This is a genomic window from Roseovarius sp. (genome assembly GCF_048262375.1).
Classification (GTDB): Bacteria; Pseudomonadota; Alphaproteobacteria; order Rhodobacterales; family Rhodobacteraceae; genus Roseovarius.
Map to the genome: position 1 here is coordinate 1 of NZ_JBLXFE010000004.1, position 13,092 is coordinate 13,092.

Below are 13,092 nucleotides of genomic sequence, written 5' to 3' on the forward strand. Positions count from 1 at the left end.
TGCGAGCCAAACCCGTATGACCCCTCAGCAATGCGCTCCCTCTCAAAATCGCTAGGCCGCGGGACGGCCCAGCGATCCGCGCGGCGGCGCTACGCGCCTTGATTCCGCGCGGAGGAGATCCAATCCCCCCTCCCTTGACGCCCCCACCCGAAACCCCCACTGTCCGCCCACCCCGACCAAGGAGCCGGAATGGCCAGAACGCCCGCCCCCTTTGCCGCCTTCGAATGGATGATCGCCTGGCGCTATCTGCGCGCCAAGCGGGCCGAGGGCGGCGTCAGCGTGATGACCTGGATCAGCCTGATCGGCATCACGCTCGCGGTCTTTGCCCTGATTGCCACGCTGGCCGTGCGCTCAGGCTTTCGCGCCGAATTCGTCGATACAATCCTCGGGGCCAATGCGCATGTGACGGTCTACAATTCTGGCGCGGTCGATGCGGCAGGACGGATTGACCGCAGCCTTGAGGATTACGCCGCCATGGCCGAACGGGTGCGCGCGGTGCCCGGCGTCACGCGCGTCGCCCCCTTGGTCAAGGGTCAGGTCATGGCCAACGCCCGCGACCGCAACGCCGGCGTGCAGATCTTTGGTATTGCGGCGCAGGATCTGGCGACGATCCCGCGCGTGGCCGATCCCGAGACCGCACAGGGCGACATCACGCGCTTTGCCGACGGTATCGCCATCGGCTCTGGCGTGGCGCAGGAATTGGGCGTCACCGTGGGCGACCGGATCAAACTAATTTCCCCCAACGGGGTCAAGACACCGCTCGGCACCAGCCCGCGCGTCAATGCCTATGAGGTGGTCTATATCTTTTCCGCCGGGCGCTATGATATCGACCGGGTGCGCGCCTATCTGCCGTTCGAAGAGGCGCAGAGCTTTTTCAACCGCGACGGGCGCGCCGACGAGCTTGAGGTGATGGTGGCCGAGCCCGAGCGCGTGGACGCGCTCACCCTGCCGCTCCTGCAAGCGGCGGGCGAGCGGGCGATGCTCTGGACGTGGCAAGACGCGAGTGGCGCGTTCCTGCGCGCGCTCGAGGTTGAGGATAACGTGATGTTCGTGATCCTCTCGATCCTCGTGCTGATTGCGGCGATGAACATCACCTCCGGTCTGATCATGCTGGTCAAGAACAAGGGCCGCGACATCGGCATCCTGCGCACCATGGGCCTGACCGAAGGCTCCATCCTGCGGGTGTTCTTTATCTGCGGCGCGTTCACCGGCATGATCGGCACGGCGATGGGTGTAATCTTCGGCTGTCTCTTTGCGCTTTATATCGACCCGATTTTCAGCTTTGTGAACATGGCGATGGGCGGTCAGGTCTGGGATCCGTCCATACGCGGCATTTACCGGCTGCCCGCGCAACTGCGGGCCGAGGATGTGCTGTCGGCAGTGACGCTGTCGCTGGGCCTCAGCTTTGTGGTGACGATCTTTCCGGCGCGGCGTGCGGCGCGGATGAACCCGGTAGAGGCGCTGCGCTATGAGTGAGGCGGTGTTGCGCCTCACAGGCGTCGAGAAAATCTACAACCGTGGTCTTACCAGCGAGGTGCGGGTGCTGAGCGGTGTTGACCTGACCTTGGCGCGCGGCGAGATGGTGGCGCTGGTTGCGCCCTCTGGCGCGGGAAAATCGACGCTGCTGCATATCGCGGGGCTGCTTGATACCCCCGATGCAGGCCGGGTCGAGATCGGGGCCGAGGACATGACCGGCCTCAGCGACCGGCGCCGCACCATGGTGCGGCGGCAAGAGGTGGGGTTTGTCTATCAGTTCCACCACTTGCTGCCCGAATTCACCGCGCTTGAAAACGTGGTGCTGCCGCAACTGGCCAATGGCGTGGCGCGGCGGGACGCAGAGGCGCGCGCGCAGGCGCTGCTGGATCAGGTGGGCGTGGGACCGCGCGCCGGACACCGGCCCTCGGCCATGTCAGGGGGCGAGCAACAGCGCGTGGCCTTCTGCCGGGCGCTGGCCAATTCCCCCCGCGTGCTTTTGGCGGATGAGCCCACCGGCAACCTTGATCCCGGCACCTCGGATCAGGTGTTCGAGGCGCTGGCGGGGCTGGTGCGCGGCACCGGCCTTTCCGCGTTGATTGCCACCCATAACCTTGATCTTGCGGCCCGGATGGACCGTATCTTGCGGCTGGATCAGGGGCGGGTCGTACCGGGCTGAGCTTTGGCAAAACTGAACTCTGCTTCAGAAGGATTGGATTGACCACGCCCCCGCCCCGCGCCCATAGCTGCGGGGCAGTCAAAAGGGGGGGCAAAATGGCCGATATTTCACTGAACGAGATCGAAGAACGCACCGCCAACGCGCTGATACGGCATGGCGCAACTCCTTGGATCGCGGCAGAGGTGGCGCGCGCGGTGCGGGCCGCAGAGAGCGTCGGCAACCGGATTTGCGGACTCTACTATCTCGAAAGCTATTGCCAGCAATTGGTCACGGGCCGGGTCAAGGGCAAGGCAGAGCCAGTGGTGACACAACCACGTCCGGGCGCTGTGATGGTGGATGCACGTTACGGCTTTGCCCAACCCGCCTTTGCACGCGGCATCGCCCCGGCAGCAGAGGCCGCACGCGCCAATGGCGTGGCCAGCCTTGCCATCGGACATGCGCACACCTGCACCTCGCTGGGCTATTTCACCGAACAGATTGCACGGCGCGGCTTGATCGGCCTTGGGATGACCAATGCTTCACCCATCGTGGCCGCTCCGGGTGGCAAGACGCGGGTCATCGGCACCAATCCGATCGCCTTTTCCGTGCCTGATGGTGCGGGCGGCATCGCCATGCAATTCGACCAATCGACCACCGTGGTCGCCTTGGGCAAGATCACCATGGCCAAGGCGGCAGGCACCCGCATCCCCGAGGGCTGGGCCGTCGATGCCGATGGACACCCCACCACAGACCCCGAGGCGGCCCTGGCCGGATCGCTGATCAGCATCGGCGGCTACAAGGGCTGGGGTCTGGGGCTGATGGCGGAACTTCTGGCGGCTGGCATGACCGGCGGGGTGGTCAGCCGCGCGGTCAAACCGCTCAAGGCCCCCGAAGGACCGCCCCATGATCTGGGGCAGTATTACCTGCTGATGGACCCCGACCTGTCGGGCGCGTTCTTTGACCGGCTCGCACAGGTGGCCGAGGCTGCGGCGCAGGATCAGGGCACCCGGATGCCGGGCCAAACCCGCACGGCGCAAGACCCGGTCAACGTGGCTGATCCCCTCTGGGCACAGGTGCAGCAGCTTGCGGGTTGATGTCGATCAAGGTGCAAACGCTTGCCTTGCGGTGATATGATGTGATGTCATCATCACGTGTCACAGCAACAAGGACAGCTCTCATGCGCGCGACATTCCCGACCTTGGCCCTGATCGCTCTCGGCCTGATGCAGCCTGCGCAGGCGCAGGACCTTCGCGCCGGCACGCAGACCTACGAACGGTATTGCGCGGCCTGTCATGGCCGCGACGGCACCGGGCACGGCCCGATGCGGGCGGTGCTGACCCTGCTTCCCGCCGACCTGACCGCGCTTGCGGCCACCAATAACGGGCATTTTCCGGTCGAACGGGTGGTGCGCCGGATCGACGGGCGTGATCCGCTTGTCTCGCATGGCAGCCCGATGCCAATTTATGGCGCGTTCTTTGAGGATCGCGATGTCGGGCTTCGGACCGAGCGGGGCCAGACGATCCTGACCAGCCAGCCGGTGGTCGATCTTGTGACCTATCTGCAAACCCTGCAAAAACCCTGACGCTTGACGCGGGTGGGCGCGGGGCTACCTCAGGATCAAATGGAGGACTGCCATGCGATACCTGATGCTGTGTCTGGCCCTGACCCTTGGTCTGGCCCACCCCCTGCGTGCAAATGAGGCGGCGCGCGCCGTGATCTCTGCACAGCTTGAGGCGTTCTTGGCGCAGGATGTGGCCCGCGCCTACAGCTACGCCAGCGGCTTCATTCAGCAGAAGTTCAGCAGCCCCGAACAATTCGGGGCCATGGTGCGCGACGGTTATCCGATGGTCTGGGCCCCCTCCGATGTGACCTTTCTTGACCCAAAGGAGATTGCCGGAAAACTGTGGCAGAACGTGCGTTTGCGCGATGCGGCGGGCGCGGGCTGGATCGTTGAATATGAAATGATCAAGACGGACGAGGGCTGGCGCATCAACGGCGTGCGGGTGCATGCGGCCCCTGACGCCTCTGTCTGAAACACACCCCGCGGCACGCGAGCCCTCTCACCCCGCCTTGACCCCGCGACCTTGCCCGCTTACCTCACCGCCTCAACACCGCGCGCAATCCCGAGGTCACCATGCCCTATTATCGCCCGATCCCCCGCACTGATCCCGCCCGCCCGACCGGCGCGCTGCCCCTTGCGGGCGGCTGGTGCTGGTTCGATACGGTCGAGGTGCTGGATCGCGATGCCCCGCCGCGCCTGATCCCTGCCACGGACCTGCCAAGCGACGCGCTGCATCGCCTCACCGCCCCCCGCGCGCCCATCGCCACGCTGGATATGGCCACGCCCCAGATCATGGGCATTCTCAACGTCACCCCCGACAGCTTTTCCGACGGCGGTCAGCACTTTGACCCCGAAATCGCCCTTGCCCATGCGCGACAGATGGCAGCCGATGGCGCCACAATCCTCGATGTGGGGGGCGAATCCACCCGACCCGGTGCCGCGCCGGTGCCCATTGAAGATGAGATATCCCGCACCGCGCCCGTCATCGCCGCCCTGCGCGCCGGGATCACCACGCCCATCTCAATCGACACACGCAAAACGCCAGTGGCCAGTGCGGCCCATGCAGCGGGTGCGAACCTGATCAACGATGTGGCGGGCTTCACCTACGATGCCGCCCTCGCCCCCTATGCCGCCAGCCACGCCCTGCCCGTCTGCGTGATGCATGCCCAAGGCACGCCCGAAACCATGCAAGCCGATCCGCGTTACGACAACGTGTTGCTTGATGTCTACGACTGGCTCTCGGACCGGATCGAGGCACTCACAGCCTTGGGAATCCCACGAGAGCGGATCGTCACCGATCCCGGCATCGGCTTTGGCAAAACCATCGCCCATAATCTCACGCTTTTGCAGAACCTCGCGCTCTTTCACAGCCTCGGCTGTCCTATCCTGCTTGGGGCCTCGCGCAAACGCTTCATCGGCGAAATAAGCAACACGCCCCATGCCGCCGACCGTATGCCCGGCTCGCTCGCCGTGGCCTTGGGCGGCGTGGCGCAGGGAGTGCAGATCCTGCGGGTGCATGACGTAGCCGAAACCCGCGCCGCGCGCGACCTGTGGCGCGCGACCCTCGCGGCTCCTCGGTTTTAGGCTTGTCCAAAGCGAACCTTTTAGCTCCAGACAAGCACAGCTATCTGCTAAAAAGTTACCAGAACCTTACATCACCGGCCAATGGGGGCGGAGCTTACATTTCTCCGCAGATCTTGTAAGTTTTGTAAGGCTCACCGTCGGCCAAAAACCCGCCGCAACGCCCCCCATTGGCTCAACCCGACACCGCCCAGAATGAGCGTCATCGCCGCCAGCAAACTTGGCGGCAACGCCTCGCTGAGCACGACCGCCCCGAGGATCACCGACCATACCGGCACCATGTAATTGACAAGGCTGAAAAAACTCGGCCCCGCCTCGCGGTTGACCTGCACCAGCAACAGTTGCGCCAGACCGGTCGGCAGGATTCCGAGGTAGAGCATTGCCAATAAACTGTTCACATTCAATGCATTAGGCAGACCCTCAACAATCAAGGCCACCGGCGCAATGATCCCCGCGGCCAGCGTCAGCACCAAGGCCGACAGCGACAATCGGTCCACCTCCGGCGAAAGCCGCGTGGCAATAGAGCCGATCGCATACCCCCCTGCCGCGACAAGAAGCGCCAATCTTGCCAAGGATTCCATATCCTTACCGGTCGAAGTGAAGGCATCCGGCCCAATCAGCACCACAACCCCAACCGAGCCAAGAACAAAGCCCACCAGCCTGCGCAGGCTCATCCGCTCTCCCGGCACCAAAAAATGCGCCAAGGGCAGGATCAAAAGCGGCACAGCCGCCATGCAAACCCCGGCAAACCCAGAGGCCACCGATTGCAGCGCCCAAGCCAAGAGAATAAAGGGAAAAACATTTGAAAACAACGCCATAATTAGGGCAAAGGCCCAGATCTTCGGGCCATCCTTGCCCCGAAAATGCGGCAATTTCCGTCCCTTGATCCGCAACAGGCACAGCAAGAACGCCGCCCCCAACACGATCCGAACCGCCGCCACAAAGAACGGCCCCGCACCGGTCAGAGCCACCGACGCGAACAAAAACGAGGCACCCCAGATTATGCCCAAGACCCCGATCTTCACCCAATTCTTCGTGGAAATTTCTTGCATGGTTCGGCCCTCAGACACAAAAGGGCACCCCAAAGGGATGCCCTTTCCCATTATATTTCAATGGGTTCAGTTCTTCTCTTGATCCACCAGCTTGCCTGCGGAAATCCACGGCATCATCGCGCGCAGCTTCTGGCCGACTTCTTCGATCTGATGCGCGTCGTTCATCCGGCGCGTGCCTTTGAAGAACGGCTGACCCACGGCATTTTCCTGCATGAAATCACGCACGAACTTGCCGGTCTGGATGTCGCGCAGAATGGCCTTCATCTCTTTCTTGGTCTGCTCATAGGGCAGAACCCGCGGACCGCTGACATATTCGCCATATTCGGCCGTGTTCGAGATCGAATAGTTCATGTTGGCGATGCCGCCTTCATAGATCAGATCGACGATCAGCTTCACTTCGTGCAAGCACTCAAAGTAAGCCATTTCAGGGGCATAACCCGCCTCGACCAGCGTCTCAAAGCCCATGCGGATCAGTTCAACCAGACCGCCGCAAAGCACCGCCTGCTCACCGAAGAGGTCGGTTTCGCACTCTTCGCGGAAGTTGGTTTCGATGATCCCCGAACGCCCGCCGCCGATGGCCGAGCAATAGCTGAGGCCGATTTCCAACGCCTTGCCAGACGCATCGTTGTTGACCGCCACGAGGCAGGGCACGCCGCCGCCCTTGACATATTCACCGCGCACGGTGTGACCGGGGCCCTTGGGCGCCATCATGATCACGTCCACGCCTTCTTTCGGCTCGATCAGGCCAAAATGGATGTTCAGGCCGTGGGCAAAAGCGATCGCCGCACCGGGGCGGATGTTGTCATGCACATATTTGCGATAGGTCTCACCCTGCAATTCGTCGGGCATGGTGAACATCATCAGATCGCACCAGGCTGCGGCCTCGGCGATACCCATAACCTTGAGGCCCTCGGCTTCGGCTTTCTTGGCCGATTTCGACCCTTCGCGCAGAGCCACGACAAGATTTTTTGCGCCTGAATCCCGCAGGTTAAGCGCGTGGGCATGGCCCTGGCTGCCGTAACCCAGAATGGCGACTTTCTTGTCCTTGATCAGGTTGATATCGCAGTCACGATCGTAATAGACGCGCATGGCGTTCTCCTCTTTGGTTTGATGGGTGCATCATAGGCATCACGCGCAGAGAGAGACCGGTGATTTTAGTTTATTTTGAGAATATTTCAGAGTAATCATTCGCCAATCAGTGAAAATTGGTGAAATTCATGCTCGACGACACCGACCGCCGCATCCTGCGTCACTATCAGCACGCGCCCACCCTCAGCCCCGCCGATCTGGCAGAGCGCGCGGGCATCACCCCCGCCACCTGTGCGCGGCGGCTGGAGCGGATGCAGCACGAAGGCGTGATCCGTGCCAACCGTGCCGTGATCGACTGGCGCGCGCTTGGCTATGAGGTCGAGGTATCCTTGCGCATCACGCTGGACAAAACGCAGGCCCGCGCCTTTGACGAATTCATCGAGGCCGCGAGAGGCGTGCCAGAGGTCATTGAAATACAAACATTTTTAGGTCGGGTCGACCTGCGCCTCTCGGTCATTGCCCGCGACATGGCGCATTATCAGCAACTCTACCGCAGTGCGATCCTGACCCTGCCCCATATCGCCGATATCGAAGCGCTGATGCATGTGGCGCGGATCAAATCCGACGAGGCTCTACCGCTATGATCGAGTTGGACACAATTGACCGGCTGATCCTGCGCGAACTGGTGCGCGACGCGACCCAATCGGCAAGCGGCATCGGTCGCGCACTTGGCTTATCGCAACCAGCGACGTGGCGGCGCCTCCAACGCCTGCGCGAGACCGGAGTGATCAAGGGCCAACGCCTTGATCTTGATCATGAAAAACTGGGTTTTGGCGTCACGGTATTTCTGGGCGTGAAACTCGCCACCAAGGGCCGGGTCAGTCTGGAGGATTTCGAACGCGCGGTCTCAGCCATCCCCGAAGTGCAGACGGTCGAGCATATTCTGGGGCTTTATGATTATCGCCTGCGCGTCGTGGCGCGTGATATCTCAGATTTCGAACGTGTCTTGCGTCGTCGGATCATGACCCTGCCGGGAGTGGGCGACCTTGAGGCAAATGTCCTTCTGAGCGAGGAACGCCGTCCGGGACCAATTGGCTAGGCATGGAGCCGCAAGGCCTGTGCTTCGAAGGCGCGCAGCGTGTAACGCGAGGTATCAAAGCTGTAATCATCATCCGCAAGCATCGGAAAATACGCTAGAATCTCATCCCTTTCCACCTCTCCAACAGCGTTAAGAGAGTGTTGGCCGGGGAAAAGGCTCTCTGTTGGAGCGGCCTCGGCGAACACCACATGGTGCTGGTCCAGCAGAAAATGCCAATAGACAACCCCTGCGCAGGGCTCCACGCGGATCGTGCGATCATTCACCAGATGCTTGGCGGCGACCAGGACTTGATGCTCGCCAAACAGCAACTCCGCCTGTGGCCCGGTAATCAGCATCCGATGATTTTGTGACACGCGCAGATCTCGCACATTACCCAACGCCCCGCGCATGATCCGGATCGGTGCATTCGCCCCCGTCCCGACAATGGATTGCGCACCGATCCAACGGACCGGTTGCGGCCCATCATCTAGCGTATTGACCAGATCGCCCTCTCGCAGCGTTTCCACCGGTTGCGGTCCCATCGGGGTCTCGATCAGCGTGCCTTCCGCAAAACAGACAATGTTGTTTTCTGTCAGGATGTTGAGAGCGCTTGAAAAACTCGCGTCCGCGGCCTCTTCAGGGGAAATGATGCCATCGCCATTCAGGTCGATATTCTCATTCGTAGGTACGACAAGCGGGCCAGTGGACGTGGCCAGCGTTCCCAGAATATCCACCCCGGCCACCGCCGCGAGAGTCCCCAAGACCGGTGCGCCCTCATCTGCCGACACAAGCGAGGAGGCATCAAGTTCTAGATACCGGTCCCCCATGGTATCGCGGCCAAAGTCGATATCCGCCCCGCCCCCCGGTAGGGCCTCGTAGGTATAAAGCGGGATATCGTTAAAGTAATCCGACGCATTATCATAGACAATGACCCCGACAATGACCGAGTCATCGGTCAAAACACCATTTTCCGTCGCCCCCTCAACAAGGAAGACGACGATATCATTCGCTTCAAATATAGCGTCACCATCATGGATCATCAGATTACCACCCGCGCTTGCGTTGGTGTTGGTCTGAGGGTTTCCAATGATGCTGAAGCCGTTCAACAACAGCTTAGTCTCAGCCATGCCTGCCTCATTATGTTTCGGATCTTACGCCCGAATATCTTTTGCGCTCGTCAAGCCACTCTTTCGATATGCGGCGGAAATGTGGCGTAACTAAGGCATCACAAGGCGGCATTGTTCCTTTGCGATTTCCGCCAAGTCAGGCTAGCAGTTGAGAGAACAGACAGGAGATGCCTATGACTGCCCTTCTTGACCACATCGATCCCGACGGCTTGTTGGAATATTCGGTTGTGTTCACCGACCGCTCACTCAACCATATGTCCGCATCTTTTCAAGAGGTTATGCGTGACATTTCATCCATGCTCAAAGACGTCTACACCGCAGACGCCGTGGCGCTGGTGCCTGGTGGCGGCTCTTATGCGATGGAAGCCGTTGCGCGTCAGTTTGGGCGCGGCGCGCATGCACTGATTGTGCGCAACGGCTGGTTTTCCTTTCGTTGGACACAGATTTTCGATGCGGGACAATTCACCTCAGACACGACGGTCTGCATGGCGCGGCAAACCGGCAATGGGGCTCTGGCACCGTTTGCACCCGCCCCCATCGACGAGGTGACCGCCAAGATCCGCGAAGCCAAGCCCGATGTGGTCTTTGCTCCGCATGTGGAAACCTCTGCTGGCCTCATCCTGCCAGATGACTATATCACAGCACTTTCTGAGGCTGCGCATGAGGTGGGCGCGCTTATGGTGCTCGATTGCATCGCCTCTGGCTGTGCCTGGGTTGATATGCGTGCGACCGGCGTTGACGTGCTGATTTCCGCCCCGCAAAAAGGCTGGTCGGCCTCGCCTTCCGCCGGTCTCGTAATGCTGTCAGAGCGTGCCCTGGCCCGGTTGCCGGAAACAACCTCGGACAGTTTTGCGCTCGACCTCAAGAAATGGCGCGCGATCATGCAGGCTTATGAGGATGGTGGCCATGCCTATCATGCAACCATGCCCACAGACGCGCTGCGCGGCTTTCGCGATACGATGATCGAAACCCGCGACTATGGCTTTGAGAAACTGCGTCAGGCGCAGTGGGAATTGGGCGACGGCGTGCGCGCCATGCTGGCCGCACGCGGCGTGACCTCGGTTGCCGCCGAAGGCTTTGGCGCGCCGGGGGTGGTGGTCAGCTACACGAGCGATCCCGACATCCAGAACGGCAAGAAATTCGCGGCAGAGGGCATGCAGATCGCCGCCGGTGTGCCGCTGCAAGTCGGAGAGCCAGAGGGATTTCGCACCTTCCGCCTGGGGCTTTTTGGATTGGATAAGCTCTACGACGTGCCCGCAGCCCTAAACCGGCTGGAAACGGTGCTGGACCGCGTGCTCTAGCCTTAGCCGCGCGCGCCAAGGCCCATCTGCATCAAGGTCTTGCGCACCGGGGCGAGCGAATAGATCGCGCTCAGCGCCTGTGCGCGCGCATCCCGCAGGGGCTGCGCGCGCAACATTGAGGCGCGGTTGAGCAGGTCAATGCCCGTCACTCGCGCCCGCACCTCCAGATGGCGACGACGGTGATAGGTCTCAAGCATCTGGCGGTCCCCCAATCGCTCTGGCGCGGCCTCGGCCAGTTCCAGCAAAACGCGCATGTCGCCAAGGCTCATGTTCAGCCCTTGTGCCCCGATGGGGGGCACCACATGCGCGGCCTCAGCCACCAGCGCCACCCGCTCGGCAGACATACGCTCAGCCACTTGGCTGATGATCGGCCAGACGCTGCGGCGCGACGCAAGGGTCAGGGGCCCAAAGAGTTGGCAGGATCGCACATTCATTGCCGCCTCAAACTCTGACACCGGCAGCGCGGCAAGGCGTTCCACCTCTGGTCCTTCTTCCATCCAGACGATGGCAGAGGACGGCTGCCCCTCATGGTCGGGCAAAGGTACGAGGGTGAACGGCCCGCCAGAGCGGTGAATTTCGGTCGAGACATTGTCATGCGGGATGGGATGCGTGACAGCAAAGGCAAGCGCCTTTTGCCCATACCGTGTTGTTTTGACCGCAATTCCCGCCGCCTCGCGGATGGGTGAACTGCGCCCGTCGGCGGCGATCACCAAGCGGCAGCGCACACGGCTGCCATTGCTCAACCCCACCCGCGCCTCCGCCTCGCGGGTAAAGAGCGTGGTTGTGCCGGTGCCGGGTTTAAAGGTGACGGACGGCAGACTGTCCAGATGCGCGACCATTTCACGGCGCAAGAGCCAGTTGGGCAGGTTCCAGCCAAACGGAAGCTCGGAAATGTCACTCGCGTTGAATTCGCGCACGACGCGCGGTTCGGCCACTTCTCCGCCCGCATCGACAATCCGCATCACCTGCAGGTCGGTGGCATGCGGTGCCAGACGCGCCCAGAGGCCCGCCCGATCCAACAGCGCCTGCGCCGGCTGCAAGAACGCCGTGGTGCGCAAATCGGACCCTGCGGCGTCGCGCGCGGTCACCGGCGGCGCCGGATCAACGCAGAGTACGGAAAATCCCGCACTGCCAAACACCGCCGCCGCTGTCAGGCCAGCAACACCGCCGCCCGAGACCACGATGTCATATTCTGCCTGCGTCATTCCGAAACCCTCCGATGGGTATCAACCGGGCCGATCTAGCCCCGCGAGATCCAGATCAGCATCACCCACATCACCGGCACGAGCGCCAGTGCCGGGATATAAAGCCCCGGAATACCCCAGAGCGCAATGCTCGTCGCCCATCCCGCCAGAAAAACCGCCACACTCAACAGAATCGGGCCAACGGCGGCCGCATCCGGGTCATGGCTCTTGGCCGGGGCATGGGGGGCGGTAATGGTCGCGGTGGGGGTCATATCGGGTCTCGCTTTCAAAAGGTGATTTTGTAACCCGATAAATATGTGCCATCGCGCGCCTTCAAAGGGACGTATCGCCGCAGCACCGCCAATCTCAGATCAAACGCGCCAGAAATCCGCTCAGATCATCCGTGTGATGGTGGATGTGATCCGCCGCGATCCGTTCAGGTGCCACATGCACGGTACGCATGCCCATGGCATGCGGTGCCGCCAGATTGCGCGGCTCATCCTCAAACATCGCAGCAAAATGCGGCTTACTGCCGTCGCGCGCAAGGATGGCTTGAAATGCCTCGGCTTCAGGTTTCGGCCTGTAACCGGCATGTTCGACGCCATAAACCGCATCAAATGCCCCACTCAGCCCGCGCACCGCGATCACCCGTTCCGCATAAGGGGCAGAGCCATTGGTATAGACGATTTTGCGCCCCGGCAACGCGCAGATCGCCGCCTTCAGGCCCGCGTCCGGCTCCATGTGATCGAGCGAAATATCATGCACCGCCTCAAGATACGGCCCCGGATCAAGGTCATGCATCCGCATCAACCCCGCCAGCGTCGTGCCGTGGTCACGCCAGTATTGATGCCGCAACTGATCCGCCTCAGCATGGGTCACACGCAGCATCTCCATCACAAACCGCGTCATCCGCGCCTCAATCTGATCGAAAAGACGCATCGAGGGTGGATAGAGTGTGTTATCCAGGTCAAAGACCCATGTTTCGACATGAGAGAAATCTGGCTTGGGCATGGCGCAGATATAGGTGGGCGCGACATTGCGCGCAATC

15 protein-coding genes are annotated in these 13,092 nt (G+C 61.6%); 9 read left to right on the forward strand and 6 right to left on the reverse strand.

Going from position 1 to position 13,092, the window contains the following annotated elements:
* Window positions 1-189: 189 nt before the first annotated feature.
* The 6 genes from ACN0SW_RS05565 (at window position 190) to folP (ending at window position 5,276) form a co-directional block, all read left to right on the forward strand.
* Window positions 190-1,476, forward strand: a complete 1,287-nt coding sequence (locus ACN0SW_RS05565; RefSeq protein WP_417726927.1) for a lipoprotein-releasing ABC transporter permease subunit — start codon at window positions 190-192, stop codon at window positions 1,474-1,476.
* Entirely contained in the window at window positions 1,469-2,152 is a 684-nt protein-coding gene (locus tag ACN0SW_RS05570) for an ABC transporter ATP-binding protein (RefSeq protein ID WP_417726928.1), read from the forward strand. The genes ACN0SW_RS05565 and ACN0SW_RS05570 overlap by 8 nt, the downstream gene beginning before the upstream one ends.
* Window positions 2,153-2,247: 95 nt before the next feature.
* Complete coding sequence (locus ACN0SW_RS05575) at window positions 2,248-3,225, forward strand: Ldh family oxidoreductase (protein ID WP_417726929.1); 978 nt, start codon at window positions 2,248-2,250, stop codon at window positions 3,223-3,225.
* Between the two features lie 83 nt (window positions 3,226-3,308).
* Window positions 3,309-3,713: a c-type cytochrome gene (locus ACN0SW_RS05580; protein WP_417726930.1), complete on the forward strand. Its 405-nt coding sequence runs from the start codon at window positions 3,309-3,311 to the stop codon at window positions 3,711-3,713.
* 52 nt (window positions 3,714-3,765) lie between these two features.
* Window positions 3,766-4,164 (forward strand): DUF4864 domain-containing protein, encoded by a 399-nt coding sequence (locus tag ACN0SW_RS05585; RefSeq protein WP_417726931.1) that lies wholly within the window; start codon window positions 3,766-3,768, stop codon window positions 4,162-4,164.
* 101 nt (window positions 4,165-4,265) lie between these two features.
* Entirely contained in the window at window positions 4,266-5,276 is a 1,011-nt protein-coding gene (gene folP / locus ACN0SW_RS05590; protein WP_417726932.1) for a dihydropteroate synthase, read from the forward strand.
* Between the two features lie 131 nt (window positions 5,277-5,407).
* Here the strand turns inward: folP and ACN0SW_RS05595 are convergent, their stop codons facing one another.
* Complete coding sequence (locus tag ACN0SW_RS05595; protein ID WP_417726933.1) at window positions 5,408-6,325, reverse strand: DMT family transporter; 918 nt, start codon at window positions 6,323-6,325, stop codon at window positions 5,408-5,410.
* 66 nt (window positions 6,326-6,391) lie between these two features.
* Window positions 6,392-7,414: a ketol-acid reductoisomerase gene (gene ilvC, locus ACN0SW_RS05600; RefSeq protein WP_037269717.1), complete on the reverse strand. Its 1,023-nt coding sequence runs from the start codon at window positions 7,412-7,414 to the stop codon at window positions 6,392-6,394.
* Window positions 7,415-7,542: 128 nt separating this feature from the next.
* Here ilvC and ACN0SW_RS05605 point away from each other — a divergent pair, with 128 nt between their 5' ends.
* Window positions 7,543-7,998, forward strand: a complete 456-nt coding sequence (locus ACN0SW_RS05605) for an Lrp/AsnC family transcriptional regulator (protein WP_417726934.1) — start codon at window positions 7,543-7,545, stop codon at window positions 7,996-7,998.
* Window positions 7,995-8,453 (forward strand): Lrp/AsnC family transcriptional regulator, encoded by a 459-nt coding sequence (locus tag ACN0SW_RS05610; protein WP_417726935.1) that lies wholly within the window; start codon window positions 7,995-7,997, stop codon window positions 8,451-8,453. The genes ACN0SW_RS05605 and ACN0SW_RS05610 overlap by 4 nt, the downstream gene beginning before the upstream one ends.
* On the opposite strand, the gene ACN0SW_RS05615 is transcribed toward ACN0SW_RS05610, so the two are convergent.
* Entirely contained in the window at window positions 8,450-9,559 is a 1,110-nt protein-coding gene (locus ACN0SW_RS05615) for a Hint domain-containing protein (RefSeq protein WP_417726936.1), read from the reverse strand. The genes ACN0SW_RS05610 and ACN0SW_RS05615 overlap by 4 nt on opposite strands.
* Window positions 9,560-9,732: 173 nt before the next feature.
* Between ACN0SW_RS05615 and ACN0SW_RS05620 the strand changes: the two genes are divergently transcribed.
* Window positions 9,733-10,860, forward strand: coding sequence for an aminotransferase class V-fold PLP-dependent enzyme (locus tag ACN0SW_RS05620; protein ID WP_417726937.1), 1,128 nt, complete (start codon window positions 9,733-9,735; stop codon window positions 10,858-10,860).
* Window positions 10,861-10,862: 2 nt separating this feature from the next.
* Here the strand turns inward: ACN0SW_RS05620 and ACN0SW_RS05625 are convergent, their stop codons facing one another.
* From ACN0SW_RS05625 to ACN0SW_RS05635, 3 genes are all read right to left on the reverse strand, one after another.
* Window positions 10,863-12,065: a UbiH/UbiF family hydroxylase gene (locus tag ACN0SW_RS05625; protein ID WP_417726938.1), complete on the reverse strand. Its 1,203-nt coding sequence runs from the start codon at window positions 12,063-12,065 to the stop codon at window positions 10,863-10,865.
* 35 nt (window positions 12,066-12,100) lie between these two features.
* Window positions 12,101-12,316 (reverse strand): hypothetical protein, encoded by a 216-nt coding sequence (locus tag ACN0SW_RS05630; protein ID WP_417726939.1) that lies wholly within the window; start codon window positions 12,314-12,316, stop codon window positions 12,101-12,103.
* 94 nt (window positions 12,317-12,410) lie between these two features.
* Window positions 12,411-13,055, reverse strand: coding sequence for a pyrimidine 5'-nucleotidase (locus ACN0SW_RS05635; protein ID WP_417727194.1), 645 nt, complete (start codon window positions 13,053-13,055; stop codon window positions 12,411-12,413).
* Between the last annotated feature and the right edge of the window lie 37 nt (window positions 13,056-13,092).